The following is a 16,394-nucleotide window of genomic DNA, read 5'->3' on the forward strand; positions in this document are numbered from 1 at the left end:
ATACAGCCCGCGCCCCTGATGGTGGCGCCCCACCCCGTGTTTGATTGGAGCCCTTTCCCTCATGCCTGACCACATCACCGTCGCCGGAGTCACAGTCGACACCCGGCACTGGATCGGCGGCCAACGCCTAGCCTCTCCAGGCACCTTCACCGACCTCTCTCCCATCGACGGAAGCGTCCTCGGTGAGATCAGCCGCGGCACCCCGGCGGAGGCCACCGCCGCCGTGGCCGCCGCCAAAGCCGCCTTCCCCTCCTGGGCCGCCACCCCCCGCGCCGAACGCGCCCGCATCCTCCACGCCATCGCCGACGGCGTGGAGAAGCGGATCGAAGAGCTGTCCATCGTCGAGACCAGCGACAACGGCGCCCTGCTCCGCTCCCACCGGCGGGGCGTCATGCCGCGCGTCGCCCACAACTTCCGTTTCTTCGCGGACTGGCTGCTGAAGCTCGAGCACGAGGACTTCGAGACGCGAGGCCACACGAACCACGTGAGCTGGGATCCAGCGGGCCCGTCGGTGCTGATCACCCCGTGGAACGCCCCGCTCATGCTGGCCACATGGAAGGTTGCCCCCGCCCTGGCGGCCGGCAACACCGTCGTCCTCAAGCCGGCCGAGTGGTCCCCGCTGACCGCCTCACTGCTCGCCGACATCGCCGCCCAGGCCGGGCTTCCCGCCGGTGTCCTCAACGTCGTCCAGGGTTACGGCGCCGAGATCGGCGACGCCCTCACCTCGCACCCGGACGTGCGCCGGATCAGCTTCACAGGTTCGGTGCCGACGGCGCGTCGTATCGCCGCCTCCGCCGCGCCGAACCTCACCCCGCTCAGCCTCGAACTCGGTGGTAAATCACCCCTGTTGGTGTTCGCCGACGCCGATCTGGACCTCGCGGTCGACCTCGCGGTGGAGCAGTACGACAACGCCGGGCAGGTCTGCCTCGCCGCGACCCGCATCCTCGTCGAGGAATCGATTGCCGAGGAGTTCACGCGCCGCTTCGTGGAGAAGGCCACCGCCTTGAAGCAGGGCGACCCGCGCGACGAAGCCACCGACATCGGGCCCAACATCCACCCCCGGCAGTTGGAGAAGATCGACGGTTTCGTGCAGCGGGCCGTCGAGGCCGGGGCGCGCGTCGTCATCGGCGGGCACCGCAAGGAAGGGCAGTACTACGCGCCGACGCTCCTCACGGATGTCGCCCAGGACTCGGAGATCGTGCAGGAAGAGGTCTTCGGGCCGGTACTGACCCTCCAGACCTTCGCCACCGAGGAAGAAGCCGTCCACCTCGCCAACGGCACCCGCTTCGGGCTCGCCGCCACCCTCGCCACCGGTGACAGGGAGCGCGCCGAACGCGTCAGCGACCAGCTCGTGGCGGGCACGGTCTGGGTCAACTGCTTCTTCGTACGTGACCTCCAGGCGCCCTTCGGCGGCTCCCGCCTCTCCGGTGTCGGCCGGGAGGGCGGCACCTGGAGCTTCGACTTCTACTGCGACCTGAAGAACACCGTGACCGCCCCGAACGGATGGAACAACCATGGGTGAGATCGTCGGGGCGGGCCTACTCGCCCACGTGCCCACCATCGTGCTGCCGGAAGCGGACCGGCTGGAGCTGAACGAGGGCAAGGAGATCACCCTCGTCACCGGCCTCCAGCAGCTCCGTAAGGACGTCTTCGAGCGCGATGCCGCGGACGCGTATGACACCGTCGTCGTCCTCGACTCCCACTGGGCCACCACCGTCGAGTTCGTGGTCACCGCCCAGCAGCGTCGCGCCGGCCTGTTCACCTCCGAGGAGCTGCCGCGCGGCATGTGCCGGATGCCGTACGACTTTCCCGGCGATCCCGAACTCGCGCACAACATCGCCTCGTTCGCCGACAAGCACGGCACCTGGATCACCGCGATCGACGACGACTACCTGCCGATCTACTACGCCACCATCAACCTGTGGAAGTTCCTCGGCGAGGGGCTTCCGGACAAGCGTTGGGTGAGCATCGGCGTCTGCCAGACCGGCGACATGGAGGACCACCTACGCCTCGGCCGTGCCCTGGCCGACGGCATCGCCGCCACCCCCGGGCGGCGCGTCCTGCTCATCGCCTCGGGAGCGCTGTCGCACACCTTCTGGCCGCTGCGCGAGATCCGCGACCACGAGGCCAGCGACCCGGTGCACATCCGCACGCCGGAGGCCCGCGAGGCCGACTATGAACGCATCGCGTGGTTCAAGGAGGGCCGTCACGACAAGGTCCTGGACACCATGGGGGAGTTCTGGAAGTTCAAGCCCGAGGCGAAGTTCTTCCACTACCTGATGATGGCCGGCGCGCTCGGCGAGCAGGCGTGCGTCGCGAAGGCCCGGCAGTACGGCGAGTACGAGAACTCCGTCGGCACCGGCCAGGTCCATCTGTGGTTCGACCGTCCGGCCGACGGCTGGACCGGAAACGGACTGCCCACCCCCGCCGCTCAGTCCTGACGAGGAGTACCGCCATGCCCGAATACCGCCGCATCCTGCTCGACGGCGCCGCCGTCGAGGTCACCGTCGACGGGGACGAACTCGTCGCCGGGGACGGCCGCCGCGTCAAGACCGAGGAGGCGCATCACCTGCCCCCGGTCGTCCCGTCCAAGGTGATCGCGGTCCACCTCAACCACCGCAGCCGCGTCGACGAGTTCCAGATCCAACTCCCGGACACGCCCACCTACTTCCACAAGCCGACCTCGGCCCTCAACGCGCACAAAGGCGCGATCGTCCGCCCCGACGGCTGCAAGTGGCTCAACTACGAGGGCGAGGTCGCCATCGTCATCGGGAAGACCGCGCGCAACATCGCGCCGGCCGAGGCGGGGACGTACATCGCGGGCTACACGATCGCCAACGACTACGGCCTGCACGACTTCCGCGACACCGACGCCGGCTCGATGCTCCGGGTGAAGGGTTCCGACACCCTCTGCCCGCTCGGCCCGGGCCTGGTAACCGACTGGGACTTCCACGGCAAGAGCCTGCGCACGTACGTCAACGGCCAAGTGGTCCAGGACGGTTCGACCGACGAGATGAAGTGGGACATGCACTACCTCGTCGCCGACATCGCGCGCACGATCACCCTGTACCCCGGTGACGTGCTGCTGTCCGGCACCCCTGCCAACTCCCGTCCCGTCCAGCCCGGCGACGTCGTTGAAGTCGAGGTCGAGGGCCTGGGCCGCCTCACCAACCACGTCGTCACCGGCCCCACCCCCATCCGCACCGACGTCGGCGCCCAGCCCACCGAATCGGAGGAGGTGCTGTCCACGGCGCTCGGCGGCGACTGGGAGTTCCGCGGCATCCGTCCACCCCGGCGGTGAACGGCGGGCGGGTAGGGTCACCAGCATGACCGAGTCCGCCGAGCAGCCCGAAGGTCGTGAGCCGCGCAGGCGCATGAACTACGGGGAGGGGCGCGAGGCCCTGCTCAACGCGGCGGTGCGGGTCGTGGCGCGGGGCGGGCTGCGCAAGCTCACCTACCGGGCCGTCGCGCAGGAGGCGGGGACCACGCACGGGCTGGTCGTCCACCACTTCGGCTCGCGGGACGCACTGATCGAGGAGGCGCTCGCCCATGCGATCCGCACCTCGCTGAGCACCAGCGCGCTCGAACCAGGGACCGGCAAGGTCGCCGACTTCTCGGTCGGGCTCTCCGAGATGGTCACGGCGGATCCGGACATACAGGCGTTCCAGTACGAGCTGCTGCTGGAGGCCCGGCGCCGGCCGGAGCTGCTGCCGCAGATCCGCGCGCTGTACGACGCCTACTTCGACGCCACCAAGCGCGAACTGTCCCGGATCCTGCCCCACGACGCAGACCACCCCTTGACCCGACTGATCTTCGCGGCCCTCGACGGGATCGTGCTGCACCAGCTCGTCTTCGGCGAGCCCGAGACCACCGACGCGGCCGTCGAGGAGCTGCGCCACCTGCTCCGGCTCCTCGAAGCCGAAGCCGAAGCCGAAACTGAAGCCGAAGCCGAAGCCGAAGCTGACGGCGACACCGGCTCGGCAGACCGCTAGTCAAGAAGCCCAACAGGACGTCCCGACTGGGCATTTGGGCCGCGTTCGCGCTGCCCGGAAACGCGCTGAGGACAACTCCGGCGGAAATCCCGGAGCACGTACCCCCTTGCCAAACGGATAGTTCCCGCCCACGATGAGGCAACTCGTTTGGCCTGAAACGACCCTCTCCCTTTCTCTGGCAGGTGATCCGAGTGGACAGTCAGACAGCGGTCGGCAACCAGGCCGCGCCCGACGCCTCCACCCAAGGCAAGCTCAAGCCCAACTCCCTCGGCGTCCTGGGCATCCTCTTCTTCGTGCTGTCCGCCCAGGCACCGCTCACCGGCGTCGCGGGCGCCGTCCCCCTCTCCGTCGCGCTCGGCAACGGACCCGGCGCCCCTGCCACCTATGTGGCGGCGGGGGTGATCACCCTGCTGTTCTCGGTGGGCTTCGTGGCCATGGGTCGGCATGTCGTGAACGCCGGCGCCTTCTACACGTACATCGGCAAGGGTCTCGGCCGGCACGTCGGCACCGGCAGCGCGGGCGTCGCGCTCTTCGCGTACTGCGCGATCCAGGCCGCCATGTACGGCCTGTACGGAGCGACCGTGAGCGGACTGCTGGCACACCACACCGGGGTGGACGTGCCCTGGTGGGTGTGTGTCCTGGTCACCATGGCGATCGTCCAGGTCCTGGGAGCCTCGGGCATCGAGATGGGTGCCAAGGTGCTGGCGGTCTTCGTGCTGGCGGAGTTCAGCATCCTCAGCGCCTTCGCGCTCGTCACCTTCGTCCAGGGCGGCGGACCCGAGGGCCTCGGCTTCAGCCAGTCCTTCTCGCCGGGGGCGGCCCTCGACGGCGCCCCGGGCGTGGCGCTGATGTTCTCCGTCGCCTCGATGATCGGCTTCGAAGCGACCGCGATCTACGGCGAGGAGGCGCGCGAACCCCGCAGGACGGTGCCCCGAGCCACGTATCTGGCCGTCGCCCTCGTCACCGGCTTCTTCGCCTTCGCCTCCTGGATGCTGATCTCCGCCTACGGCGCCTCGAACGCGACCGCGGCCGCCGGCAAAGCGCTGGAGAGCGGCGACTCGACGGCCTTCGTCTTCGCGCCCATCGCGGACCAGTTCGGTACCTGGGTCAACGACGTCCTGCCCATCCTGCTGGCCACCTCGCTCTTCGCGGGCATCCTCGCCTTCCACAACTCCGCCAACCGCTACCTGTTCTCCCTCAGCCGCGACGGGCTGCTGCCCCGAAGGCTGACGTCGATCAACCGTCACCACTCCCCAGGCGTGGCAGGCCTCGTCCAGACGGCCATCGCCGTCCTGCTGGTGATGCCCTTCGCGCTGGCCGACAAGGACCCCGTCCTGACCCTGTTCTCCTGGGGCAGCGGAGTGGCCGTCCTGGGAATCATGCTGCTGTACTTCCTGACCTCGGTCTCCGTGATCGCCTTCTTCCGCCGGGAACGCCTGGACGCCCGGCCCTGGAACACCCTGATCGCCCCGGCCCTGGGCGCACTGGGCATCGTCGGTGCGATCTGGCTGATCGTCGAGAACTTCACCACGCTCATCGGCGGCGAGCAGAGCACCGCTCTGTGGCTGGAGCTCACCGTCCCGGCCGTCCTGGTCGCGGGAGTGGTCGCGGCCCGGTTGACGCGCGGCAAGGCGGCGGTCGTCAACTGACATGCGGTAGGCGGTCGTTCGTCGGCTGGCGTACGGCCAGGAGGCTGCCGCGGAGGCGTACGCGCGCCCGTGCGGTCCGGTCCCGGCCGGGGCCGGACCGCACGGGCGCGGCTCTCCTGGGTCGCCGTGAGGAGTTGTCGGGGCTTGTAGACGGCCCTTGTGACTCATATCGTTTGAGATCAAATGACATAAACTGCTGTGAGCTGGAGGCCACGCATGCCGGACATCACCCACGACGAGTGGCTGCGCCGCGCCAAGACCTTCGAGGTGTCCGGTGCCCATCACATCGACGGCGCTGACGAGGATGGCGGGGGAGAGACCTTCGCGGCCGTTTCGCCCCGGGACCGCCAGGTCGTGGCCCGGATCGCCGACGGGGGCGCCGCCGAGGTGGACGCGGCCGTGGCCGCCGCCCGCCGGGCTTTCGACGCCGGTCCGTGGCCGCGCCTGGCGCCCGCCGAGCGGGGCCGCCTGCTGGTACGGATCGCCGATCTGCTGGAGGAGCGGCGCGAGACGCTCGCGCTCGCCGTCAGCCTGGAGATGGGTAAGCCGATCACGGACGCGTACGCGATCGAGCTGCGTGCCGTCATCAACACCTTCCGCTGGTACGGGCAGTTGGCGGACAAGCTCACCGACGAGTCCCCGCACACCGCACCGGACGCCCTCGCGCTCGTCACCCGGGAGCCCGCCGGGGTTGTGGGCGCGGTCGTACCGTGGAACTTCCCGCTGACACTGGCGGGTTGGAAGATCGCCCCGGCACTGGCCGCCGGCTGCACGGTCGTACTGAAGCCGTCGGAGAACTCGCCGCTGTCCGCGCTCCTCCTGGGCCGGATCGCCACCGAGGCCGGGCTGCCGCCGGGCGTGCTCAACGTCGTCAACGGCAACGGACCGGTCGCCGGTCGCGCCCTCGGCCTCCACCCCGACGTCGACGTCCTGGCCTTCACCGGCTCGACCGCCGTAGGCCGACATTTCCTGCACTACGCCGCCGACTCCAACCTCAAGCGCGTCTGGCTGGAACTCGGCGGCAAGTCACCCAACATCGTCCTTCCCGACGCCCCCGACCTGGAGAAGGCCGCCGCCACCGCCGCCTGGGGCATCTTCTTCAACCAGGGCGAGATGTGCACCGCCCCGTCCCGGCTGATGGTGCACTCATCGATTGCCGAACGCGTCGTCGAGGCCGTCGTGGCGCGAGCCCGGGATCTGCGGGTCGGAGACCCCCTCGACCCGGCCACCGAGATGGGCGCCCTGGCCGGCGAGGCCCACCTGAGCCGCGTACGAGACCACATCGACACGGGTCTGGCCGAGGGCGCCAGGCTGCGGACCGGCGGCGACCGCATCCTCACCGGCACGGGAGGCACGTACCTGGAACCGACCGTCTTCGACCGGGTGGGCCCCGGCATGCGGCTGGCCCGCGAGGAGATCTTCGGCCCCGTCCTGTCGGTGCTCACCTTCGACGACCTGGAGGAAGCGGTACGGCTGGCCAACGCCACCGAGTACGGCCTGGCGGCGGGCCTGTGGACCTCCGACCTGTCCACCGCGCACAAGGTCTCGCGAGCGCTGAAGGTCGGCACGGTCTGGGTCAACTGCTACGAGGAGGGCGACCTGACCGTCCCCTTCGGCGGCATGAAGCAGTCGGGCAACGGCCGGGACAAGTCCGTCCACGCCCTCGAGAAGTACACCGAACTCAAGACCACCTGGATCCGGTTGTGACCCGTACATGCGCGCGTCCCCTCATCGCGATCCCGGCCCGCTTCGCCGCCACCACCTCCGCACTGCGTTACGCCGCCGAAGTCAACGCCCGTGCCCTGATCGAGTCCGTATGGCGGGCCGGTGGCGAACCCGTGAGCATCCACCCGGCCGACCCCTCCGACACCGACGTGGCGGCCCGCCTCGCCCGCTTCGACGGGATCTTGCTCCCCGGCGGCGGCGACCTCGCCCCGAACCGGTACGGCGCCACCGACACACACGACAGCGTCTACGACGTCGACGACCTCCAGGACGCCTTCGACCTCGAAGTCGCCCGCCGGAGCCTGGACTTGGGTCTGCCCCTGTTGGCGGTCTGCCGAGGTATGCAGGTCGTCAACGTCGCCCTCGGCGGCACCCTGGAACAGGACATGGGCGGCCCCGAGCGCGAACACCGGCACCTCGTTCATCCGGTGGCGATCCGGCGCGGCACCCTGCTGGAACAGGCCACCGGAGCGGAGAAGGCGGACGCCTCCTGCTACCACCACCAGCGAGTGGACCGCCTCGGTGACGGTCTGGAGGTCACCGCACGGGCGGCCGACGGCACCCCGGAAGGCCTCGAACTCCCCGGAGCGCGCGGTTGGTTCACCGCCGTCCAGTGGCATCCCGAGGACACCGCGCACGAGGACGCCGCCCAGCACGGTCTCTTCGCGGCGCTGGTGCGAGCGGCCTACTGAAGCTCTCGCAGCGAAGACCTCTCAGCCTTTCGGACGCCGCCCGCTGCGGCGAGGAGCGGGCTCGGCGCCGTTCAGCAGTGACTGGCGGCGCTCCTCGCCGTTCTCCTCGACCTGCAGCACTACGCTCCGCAGGCCCTCGGCCAGGTTCCGGCACTCCTCGTCCGTCAACTGCCCGGTGACGAACGCCTCTTCCTCGTTGAACTCCGGGAACAGCCGCCGCATCAGCCGCTCACCCTCGTCGGTGAGGCTGAGCAGGACCAGCCTGCCGTCCGAGGGATGACCGGCCCGCCGGAGCAGCCCACGCGATTCCAGGGTGCGGGAAACACCGGTGAGCGTCCCCTTGGAGATCCCCGCCTCCTCGGCCACGTGCCGGGTCTCCGACTCGCCCCACACCCACACGACCCACAGCACCACGAAGGCCGTCCAGGTCAGGTCGGAGCTACGCAGCACCGAGTTCTCCAGGTGCTGGCGTACCGCCGAGGCGGCCCGGTAGATGTTGGCCACGGCCGCCATCTGGTCCCGGCGGATCGGGATGCCGCCGAGTTTCGCCGCGGCGAGCTTCTCGGCTTCGGTGATGGATCGCTGGCCGGGCACGGGCGCTCCCTCGTACTGCGTTGACCATTCGTACTGCATTGACCGTTCGGCCTCAAATTGTACGAAGGGAGTGGCCGAGGGCGGTGCCTGCCCTCGGCCACTCTTGTGGTGTCACGACCGCGTGGCGCTCAGCGCTCGTGGACGACACGTCCGTCGAACACCGTCAAGTCCACCTCCGCGTCCGTGATGTCGTGGGGGCCCAGTTCCAGCAGTGGACGGTCCATGACGCACAGATCCGCGACCTTGCCGACCTCGATGGACCCCTTCCACTCCTCCGCGAAGTCCTGACGGGCCGCGTTGACCGTGTACGCACGCAGGGCCTCGGCGAGGCCCACACACTGCTCCGGGCCGCTGCGCCGGCCGCTCGCCTTCGACTCCCGCAACATCATCGCGGCCACTCCTTGCCGCCAGTCGGGCTCCGTGATCGGCGCGTCGGAGCTGGCGCAGACCGCGATCCCGGCCTCGACGGCGGACCGTACGGGCCACTGGTAGGCGGAGCGTTCGGCACCCACCACCTCGTCCATCAGGTCGGAGATGGTCCACTTGATGGCCGGGTTCATGTTGATGCCGTAACCGTGCGCGGCGAGTTTCGCGAGGCTGCCGGCACCGATGAAGTCGCCGTGGATGACGTAGTGCCGGGCGTCGGGCCGGGGTGCCGCCTCGTCGGCCGCGACGAACGCGTCCACGACCGTGTCGATGGCCCGGTCGCCGGTGACGTGCACGCCCAGCTGGAAGCCCGCCTCGTGGGCGATCCGGATCATCTCGCGCAGCTCGTCGACCTGGAGTGCGGGAGTGTCGCCGTGCACGCACAGCGCGCCGTGGCCGCCGTCGGCGTACGGCTCGTTCATCCACGCCGTACGGTTCGGCGGTACTCCGTCGGCGAAGATCTTGACGCCGATGGCGCGCAGGAGCCGTGGGTCGGCCGACTCCGGGCGGCGCAGTTCGGCCAGGCCCTTGCGTACGTCGTCCGCGGAGCCGCCCATCGGCGCGGGCAGCAGCAGAACGCTGACCCGGGCTTCGAGGTCGCCGGTTGCCGCGAGGTCGGCGTACGCGGTCCAGTTGTCGGTGCTCAGCCCGCCGAACAGGGTCGTCGTGCCGCCGGGGCCGAGGCCGGGCTCGGTGTAGCTGGTGATGCCGCGCGAGTGGAGTTCGGCGATCACGTTCTGGATGGCCTGGCGGCGCTGGGCGACAGTGGGGGAGGGGAGCGCGGCCTGGACGAGTCCCTGGGCGGCCTCGCGCAGGATGCCGGTGGGCTCTCCGTCCGGGTCGAGGTCGATGACGCCGCCTGACGGGGGCACGATCGACGCGTCGATGCCGCACTGGCGCAGGGCCGCGCTGTTGACCCACACCATGTGCGAGGAGAAGTCGGTCAGACAGACCGGGTTGTCCGGCGCCGCGGCGTCGAGATCCCGGCGGTGCGGGAAGCGACGGGGGTCGGCGAGGCACTCCGCCAGGTAGCCGGGGTCCCAGCCGAGGCCGATGATCCACTCGCCGGGCCGGGAGGCCTCCGCCTGACTCCGCACGGCGGTGGCGATGTCGGCGATCGACGCGACCGCCGGATGGCCGACGGCGATGGCGAAGGGCGGCTTGGTCATGCCGTACGCGGCCCCGTGCAGGTGGGAGTCGTTGATGCCGGGCAGTACGGTCCGGCCGCCCAGTTCGACGACGCGCGTGCCGGGCCCGGCCAGGGCGCGGATCTCGGCGTCGGTGCCGACGGCGACGATGGTCCTGCCGCGCACGGCCACGGATTCGGCCACGGTGAAGCCGTCGTCGACGGTCAGGACCTGGCCGCCGGTCAGGATGAGGGTGGGGGCGTTGTCGCTCACGCGAAACCTCTCTTGGACGTGAAGGTCGTGGGAAGGGTCACCGCGTCAGCCGCGGACCGAAGTAGGCGAGCGCCGCGCCCGCCACCAGGGCGATGCCCTGCGCCATCTGCTGCCAGAAGGCCGGCACGTTCAGCAGCGTCAGCCCGTTCTGCAGACAGCCCAGGAACAGTACGCCGAGCAGCACCCCGAAGACGGAGCCCGAGCCGCCGGTGAGCGCGACTCCGCCGAGCAGGACGGCGGTGAGCACGGTCAGTTCGAAGCCGGCGCCCGAGGTTCCGGCGACCGCGCTGTCCAGTACGGACGCCTTGATCGCGCCGGCGAGGGCCGCCGCGACCGAGGTGACGACGAACAGGGCGAAGGGCGTACGGCGGACGCTGATGCCGGAGAGATGGGCGGCCTCCCGGTTGACACCGATGGCGAAGACGTGCCGACCGGCCGGGGTGAGCGCCAGGAACAGCGCACCCGCCACAAGCACCAGCAGCGCGATGACGACCGGTGCGTCGATTCCGGCGATCCGCGACCCTCCGAGCCAGGCGAACCCGGAGCCGAAGCCGCTCAGCGGCAGCGGGAAGAGCTGCTGAGCGAGTCCGCGTACCGCGGTCAGCATGCCCAGCGTCACGATGAACGAGGACAGCCCCAGATAGCAGCACAGGATGCCGTTCACGGCGCCCACCGCCGCCCCCACGGCGAGGGCGCCGAGCACGGCGACGACGGGTGACTGGTGCTGCTGCCCGGCGAGCCAGCCGGCGACAAGGCCGCCCAGAGCGACCGTGGAGCCGACCGACAGATCGAGATAACCGCTGATGACCAGCAGCGCCAGAGGCACGGCCACGAGGGTGAGGGTGGCCGCGTCCGTGGCGATCCCGCGGAGGTTGCCCCCGTCGAGGAAGCTGCCGGTCGTCAGCTGGAACACCAGCACCATCAAAGCGAGGACGACGAGCAGCGGATGCCGCCGCACGGTGGCGAGTCCGCTGCCGGCCAGGGTGCGCGGGCCCGGAACGAGGCGGTCGGCGGGGGAGGTGGTCGCGGTCGTCATGCCGCTCCTTCCGAGGTCGCGGGGGCGGGGTCGTGAAGGGCCGACAGGAGCGCGGCCTCGGTGAGTTCGGCGCCGCTGAGCTCGCCGACGATCCGGCCGGCGGAGACGATCAGGCAGCGGTGGGCGAGCGCGACGACCTCCTCCGGATCGCTGGACGCGAACAGCATGGCGGTGCCGCGCTGCGCGGCGAGTGAGGAGACGACCTGGTAGATCTCCTGCCGGGCGCCCACGTCGACGCCTTGGGTGGGCTCGTCGAGGAGCAGGACGTCGACGTTGTGCGCCTCGTTGATCCAGCGGCCGAGGACGAGCTTCTGCTGGTTCCCGCCGGAGAAGGCGGCCGCCGGCAGGCCCGGCCGGGCCGGGCGCAGCCCCACGGCCTCGCTGAGCGCGCCGAAGATCCGCCGCTCGGCGCGCAGCGCCCGTACGCCGCGCCGGGCGAGCGGACGGATCGCCGGCAGCAGCGCGTTGTCCTGCGCGCTCAGCACCGGGAACAGGCCCTGTCTGCGCCGGTCCGCCGGTACGAGGGCGATCCCCGCGGCCAGTGCGTCGGCAGGCCGGACGGCTTCGACGACACGGCCTTTGACGCGCACGGTCCCACCCGATGCGCGGCGCCTGCCGAAGAGGGTCTCCAGGACGCGCGTACGGCCGGAGCCGATGAGCCCGAACAGGCCGACGATCTCGCCTTCGGCCACGTCCACGTCGACGGGACCGAATCCGGGACCGCGCAGGCCGTCCACCGTGAGGCAGGGCGGGCGCGGCGCGTCGGAGCCGGCCGGGGCACGCGTCGTCGTGCCCGGCGAGAGGGCAGACGCCGGGCCAACGATCGCGTCGACCAACTCCTGCCGACTCCGTCCCGACACCTCCGACTGATGCGTCACCCGCCCGTCCCGCAGCACCGTCACGGCGTCCGCGAGCCGCTCCACCTCGGCCAGCAGATGAGTGACGTACACGATGGCCAGTCCCTGGGTGCGCAGGTCTTCGACCCGCTCGGCCAGCGCGTCGCTCTCGGCCCCGGACAGGGCGGCGGTGGGCTCGTCCAGGACGAGGACCGAGGCGCTGCGGCTGAGCGCCTTGGCGATCTCCACCAACTGCCGTTGCCCCATGGGCAGTTCGCCCACTCTGTCGCGAGGGGAGCAGTTCGCCGCCACCCGCTGGAGCAGCCCGGCCGCGACCTCCTCCTGGGCCCGGCGGTCGATTCGGCCGTACTTGGTCCATTCCTGGCCGAGGAAGATGTTCTCGGCCACCGTCAGAGAGTCGACGACGCTGAGCGTCTGGAAGATGATCGCCACTCCGGCGGCGATCGACTCACGCGGGCTCAGCCGTGTGTGGCTGCTGCCGCCCACCTCGATGGTGCCCGCGTCCGGCGGGAAGGCCCCGCCGAGGCACTTGATCAGGGTGGACTTGCCGGCGCCGTTGTGGCCGAGGAGGGCGTGCACTTGGCCCGCCGGGACGGTGAGGTCCACGCGGTCCAGCGCCCGGACCCCGCCGAAGGACTTGCTGAGTCCGCGGATACGGAGATTCGGTTCCGCCATGCCTGTCTTGCCCGTCATGCCGGCCGCCTAGGAGTTCTGCGCGAGCAGGTCGTCGATCCGCGCGGTGTCGGCGTGCTGGACGAGCGTGATCGGCACCTGCGCGCTTGGGTTCGCCTTCCCGGCGGCGACGGCCATGGGTACGTCGACGATGGCGTTCGCGATGTCCTGGGGCGCCAGCGCGGCGGAGGCCCGGTAGAACGTGCCCTGCTTGATGGCGAGGAGGGAAGGGGCCGCTCCGTCCTGCCCTCCCACGAAGGTCTTGGCGTCGGCCTTCACCCGCCCCGTCTGCTGGAGGGCCTTGAAGCCGCCGTACGCGGCGGCGTCCGTGACGCCGAGGAGGATATTGAGGTCGGGGTGCTTGGCGAGGATGGCCCGGGTCTTCGAGAGCCCGGTGTCCGGGTCGATGGCCTGCTCCTTCGCGACCACGTCGACACCGGGCGCGTGCTTGGTGAAGGCGTCGATCATGCCCTTCGTACGCTCACGGCCCAGCTGGATCGTGCTGTCGGTGAGGAACGCGATCTTGCCCTTGCCGCCGAGCCGCTCTTCGGCCCACTTCGCGGCGGCCTCCCCGAGCAGGGTGCCGCCCTCGAGGAAGCTGAACTGGATGTCCGCGCTCTGGTGTTGCAGCGTTCCGCCGTACGTCACCCAGATCAGCCCGGCGTCGAGGGCCCGCTTGGCGGTGGCCTCGGTGGCCTCGAAGACCATCGGGAACGACACGATGGCCGGGACCTTCTGCGAGACCCAGGCGCTCAGATTGGTGGCCTGAGTGTCGGCGTTGCTCGCGTCGCTCGTGGTCAGCAGGGTGATGCCGTGCTGCTTTGCGGCCTTGGTGGAGAGTTTCACCAGCGTCGAGTACAGGGGGAGCTGGGTGAACGGATAGTCCAGGCCGATCTTGGTGAGGGTCTTCGCCTCCGCCGACGAGCCGGCGGCCGCGGCTTTCGAGCTCGCGCCGTCGTCCGGCGCCGAACAGCCCGCGGCGGCCAGCGCGGTGGCCGCTGTGATGCCGCCGGACCATGCGAGGAACTGCCGGCGTGAAGCCGCGGAGGCGGCTTGCTGGAATCGGGTCATGGCGGGGTTCTCCCAGGGAAACGGGCCCGTCACGGCGGGCGTCCGGCTGTGCCGAACAGGAAAGCGCCGGGCCTTGTGCCCTGCCATCCGTACAAATACCGACTCTCCGAGCGCGCGGACGCCGAGCAGGAGGGGCCGGGTGCCGGAACGGTAAAAGCCTTGTCCGGGGCCCCGGACTCGCATATCGTTAGGGCCCAAACGATCGACCTCTGCAATCTTCGTAGCGCCAAGAGCCGTCGGGAGGTTCGCATGCTCGGCCCCCAGCAGATCGCCGCCGCGACGCGCATCGGCATGCTCACGCGCGAGCGCGACACCGCCACGGCCTGCGGCCAGGCCTTGCAGGAACTCGGCCGCGCCCTTCCGTTCGACGCCGCGTCCCTGCTCGGGATCGATCCTGTATCCGGGGCGCATGTGCAGATCGCCGGCGTCGGCTACCCAGCCGCGGCCTCGCAGTCCCTGGCCGCCGAGTTCGTCTCGACGCCGTGGTACGCCAACGTCGTACGACAGGAGCTGCCGCGCTCCATCTCCGAGGACGCCGACGATCCCGGACCGCGCTTCCGGCACGGCTGGTTCTACGCAGAGCGAGTCCGCCCCGCCGGCTTCCGTGACGGGCTGACCGGCGCGCTGCGCCACCAAGGCCGCCTCGTCGGCCTCATCCACCTCTCCGCGGAAGGCGCGGACATCTACGACACCGAGGCGCGACACCTGCTCGCCTCGATCCTGCCCGCACTGGGCGCCCTCGCCGACCCCACCGCACACGCCGGTGGCTTCCACGAACTCCCGGCGGGAGCGGCGGCGAACCTCGTCACTTCCGGCGGCGTCATCGACCTGCCGGGCCGGGCGCCCGCCGAGGCGCTGGACGACGAGGACTTCCGACGGATCACGGAGGCGTTCACCCTCTCGCGGGGCCTGCGGCTGCGGGCGTTGTGGCCGGTCGGCTCCGGATGGTGCCGGGTGGTGCTGCAACGGTGCACGGCGGGTCCGGCGGCACGCGAGGCGGTCCTGGTGTCCGAGGAGCGCGCCGAGCTGCCGTACGGCCTGAGCCCGCGCGAACTCGAAGTCCTCACGCGAGCCGCCCGGGGCCAGACCAACCAGGCCATCGCGCAGGCCCTGTTCCTGTCGCCACGCACCGTGCACAGCCACATCGAGCACCTGCTGCGCAAGACCGGCTGCACCTCGCGCGCCGAGGCGACGGCGCTCGCCGTACGCGACGGTGTGCTGCGGCCCGCGCCCGAGGACATCGAGTACTTCGTGGAGAGGGAACCCAGATGACGTCCCCTGTGACCACCACACCCCGCATGCTGCTCGTCCTCAGCGAGAACTGGACCCTGACCGGCGGCCGCGCCGACCTGCCCAGGGCGGTCCGGTGGGCCCGCGAGGCCGAGGACGCCGGCTTCGACTCGGTGATGGTCAGCGAACACATCGTGCTCGGCCCCGACGCCGGTGCCGACGGCATCATGGGCAACCCCCGCGACTACGCCCTCCCGGGCAACCAGGACCCGTACACACCCTGGCCCAACTCCCTGCTCCTGCTCGCCGCCATCGCCTCCGTCACCGAACGCCTGCGCCTCGCCGCCGCGGCCGTCCTCGCCCCGCTGCGCCATCCGCTGCTCATGGCGCGGGAGTTGGGCACTCTCGACCTGATCAGCGAGGGGCGGCTGCTGGTGCAGCCCACGGTCAGCTGGAGCAGGGACGAGTACGACGCGATGGGAGTGCCCTTTGGCAGACGAGGCCGGCTGCTCGACGAGCACCTGGAGGTCTGGGCGAAGGCATGGGGACCGTCCCCGATCTCGCACGACAGCGAGCACTACCCGTTCCGGGACGTCTACTTCGAGCCCAAGGCATACCGACCGGAGGGCCCACGGCTGTGGTTCGGCGGCCAACACCTGCACGGCCCCGTCCTGCGTCGGCTCGTCCAGTACGGCCACGGCTTCCACCCCCTGGGCCGGCCCACACCGCAGGACATGCAATTGCTGAAGGAAGCCATGGCGGCGGCCGGCCGGGACGTCACCGACCTGGAGATGATCGGCGGCACCCAGGCCGTGTTCCCCGACGACCGCTCCACGGCGGATCTCGGCGCGGCCCTGGCATCGATCCCGGAACAACTGGAACAGGGCTTCACGACCTTCTGCATCAAGCCGAACCAGTTCATCGACGACCCGGACGGGGTCGGGACGTTCTGCCATGACGTGATGCGCCGGGTGACAGCGCTGACCGCGTAGTGCGGGCCCTCTCAGCGACTTGCCCGGGTGGGCTGCGCTGTGGTGAGGATCTCGGTGT

At 70.5% G+C, this 16,394-nt stretch carries 14 protein-coding genes; 9 read left to right on the forward strand and 5 right to left on the reverse strand.

Annotated features, from left to right (window positions below):
- Nucleotides 1–61 precede the first annotated feature (61 nt).
- From OHT21_RS40730 to OHT21_RS40760, 7 genes are all read left to right on the forward strand, one after another.
- Nucleotides 62–1,522 carry an aldehyde dehydrogenase gene (locus tag OHT21_RS40730; protein WP_328773257.1) on the forward strand — a complete coding sequence of 487 codons (1,461 nt, stop codon included), beginning with the start codon at nt 62–64 and terminating at the stop codon, nt 1,520–1,522.
- On the forward strand, nt 1,515–2,441 hold the full coding sequence (locus tag OHT21_RS40735) for a 3,4-dihydroxyphenylacetate 2,3-dioxygenase (protein WP_328773258.1): 927 nt from the start codon (nt 1,515–1,517) through the stop codon (nt 2,439–2,441). Before OHT21_RS40730 ends, OHT21_RS40735 begins: the two co-directional genes overlap by 8 nt.
- Before the next feature lie 14 nt (nt 2,442–2,455).
- Nucleotides 2,456–3,301 (forward strand): fumarylacetoacetate hydrolase family protein, encoded by an 846-nt coding sequence (locus tag OHT21_RS40740; protein WP_328773259.1) that lies wholly within the window; start codon nt 2,456–2,458, stop codon nt 3,299–3,301.
- A 25-nt stretch (nt 3,302–3,326) separates the two neighbouring features.
- On the forward strand, nt 3,327–3,992 hold the full coding sequence (locus tag OHT21_RS40745; RefSeq protein ID WP_328773260.1) for a TetR/AcrR family transcriptional regulator: 666 nt from the start codon (nt 3,327–3,329) through the stop codon (nt 3,990–3,992).
- A 191-nt stretch (nt 3,993–4,183) separates the two neighbouring features.
- The gene (locus OHT21_RS40750) at nt 4,184–5,641 is read left to right on the forward strand and encodes an APC family permease (RefSeq protein ID WP_328773261.1); all 1,458 of its coding nucleotides are present in this window, start codon (nt 4,184–4,186) and stop codon (nt 5,639–5,641) included.
- Between the two features lie 216 nt (nt 5,642–5,857).
- Nucleotides 5,858–7,348 carry an aldehyde dehydrogenase gene (locus OHT21_RS40755; RefSeq protein ID WP_328773262.1) on the forward strand — a complete coding sequence of 497 codons (1,491 nt, stop codon included), beginning with the start codon at nt 5,858–5,860 and terminating at the stop codon, nt 7,346–7,348.
- Nucleotides 7,345–8,058: a gamma-glutamyl-gamma-aminobutyrate hydrolase family protein gene (locus tag OHT21_RS40760; RefSeq protein WP_328773263.1), complete on the forward strand. Its 714-nt coding sequence runs from the start codon at nt 7,345–7,347 to the stop codon at nt 8,056–8,058. Before OHT21_RS40755 ends, OHT21_RS40760 begins: the two co-directional genes overlap by 4 nt.
- A 21-nt stretch (nt 8,059–8,079) precedes the next feature.
- On the opposite strand, the gene OHT21_RS40765 is transcribed toward OHT21_RS40760, so the two are convergent.
- From OHT21_RS40765 to OHT21_RS40785, 5 genes are all read right to left on the reverse strand, one after another.
- Nucleotides 8,080–8,652: a MarR family winged helix-turn-helix transcriptional regulator gene (locus OHT21_RS40765; protein ID WP_165341274.1), complete on the reverse strand. Its 573-nt coding sequence runs from the start codon at nt 8,650–8,652 to the stop codon at nt 8,080–8,082.
- Nucleotides 8,653–8,780: 128 nt separating this feature from the next.
- Nucleotides 8,781–10,478, reverse strand: a complete 1,698-nt coding sequence (locus OHT21_RS40770) for an amidohydrolase (protein WP_328773264.1) — start codon at nt 10,476–10,478, stop codon at nt 8,781–8,783.
- A 37-nt stretch (nt 10,479–10,515) separates the two neighbouring features.
- Nucleotides 10,516–11,514 carry an ABC transporter permease gene (locus OHT21_RS40775; RefSeq protein WP_328773265.1) on the reverse strand — a complete coding sequence of 333 codons (999 nt, stop codon included), beginning with the start codon at nt 11,512–11,514 and terminating at the stop codon, nt 10,516–10,518.
- Entirely contained in the window at nt 11,511–13,064 is a 1,554-nt protein-coding gene (locus OHT21_RS40780; protein ID WP_328773266.1) for a sugar ABC transporter ATP-binding protein, read from the reverse strand. Before OHT21_RS40780 ends, OHT21_RS40775 begins: the two co-directional genes overlap by 4 nt.
- Before the next feature lie 9 nt (nt 13,065–13,073).
- A complete protein-coding gene (locus OHT21_RS40785) occupies nt 13,074–14,114 on the reverse strand; it encodes a sugar ABC transporter substrate-binding protein (protein ID WP_328773267.1) in 1,041 nt (346 codons plus the stop codon).
- 249 nt (nt 14,115–14,363) lie between these two features.
- On the opposite strand from OHT21_RS40785, the gene OHT21_RS40790 reads away from it, so the two are divergent.
- A complete protein-coding gene (locus tag OHT21_RS40790) occupies nt 14,364–15,386 on the forward strand; it encodes a helix-turn-helix transcriptional regulator (RefSeq protein WP_328773268.1) in 1,023 nt (340 codons plus the stop codon).
- On the forward strand, nt 15,383–16,336 hold the full coding sequence (locus tag OHT21_RS40795) for a TIGR03619 family F420-dependent LLM class oxidoreductase (protein ID WP_328773269.1): 954 nt from the start codon (nt 15,383–15,385) through the stop codon (nt 16,334–16,336). Before OHT21_RS40790 ends, OHT21_RS40795 begins: the two co-directional genes overlap by 4 nt.
- The last annotated feature ends 58 nt before the right edge of the window (nt 16,337–16,394 follow it).

It is taken from the genome of Streptomyces sp. NBC_00286 (assembly GCF_036173125.1).
Lineage (GTDB): Bacteria > Actinomycetota > Actinomycetes > Streptomycetales > Streptomycetaceae > Streptomyces.

Excerpts from the sequence above, each read along its gene's own strand:
- OHT21_RS40730 (WP_328773257.1), top strand. The coding sequence starts at position 62 with ATGCCTGACCACATCACCGTCGCCGGAGTCACAGTCGACACCCGGCAC.
- OHT21_RS40745 (WP_328773260.1), top strand. The coding sequence starts at position 3,327 with ATGACCGAGTCCGCCGAGCAGCCCGAAGGTCGTGAGCCGCGCAGGCGC.
- OHT21_RS40790 (WP_328773268.1), top strand. The coding sequence starts at position 14,364 with ATGCTCGGCCCCCAGCAGATCGCCGCCGCGACGCGCATCGGCATGCTC.
- OHT21_RS40795 (WP_328773269.1), top strand. The coding sequence starts at position 15,383 with ATGACGTCCCCTGTGACCACCACACCCCGCATGCTGCTCGTCCTCAGC.
- OHT21_RS40740 (WP_328773259.1), top strand. The coding sequence starts at position 2,456 with ATGCCCGAATACCGCCGCATCCTGCTCGACGGCGCCGCCGTCGAGGTC.
- OHT21_RS40785 (WP_328773267.1), bottom strand. The coding sequence starts at position 14,114 with ATGACCCGATTCCAGCAAGCCGCCTCCGCGGCTTCACGCCGGCAGTTC.
- OHT21_RS40775 (WP_328773265.1), bottom strand. The coding sequence starts at position 11,514 with ATGACGACCGCGACCACCTCCCCCGCCGACCGCCTCGTTCCGGGCCCG.
- OHT21_RS40780 (WP_328773266.1), bottom strand. The coding sequence starts at position 13,064 with ATGACGGGCAAGACAGGCATGGCGGAACCGAATCTCCGTATCCGCGGA.
- OHT21_RS40755 (WP_328773262.1), top strand. The coding sequence starts at position 5,858 with ATGCCGGACATCACCCACGACGAGTGGCTGCGCCGCGCCAAGACCTTC.
- OHT21_RS40735 (WP_328773258.1), top strand. The coding sequence starts at position 1,515 with ATGGGTGAGATCGTCGGGGCGGGCCTACTCGCCCACGTGCCCACCATC.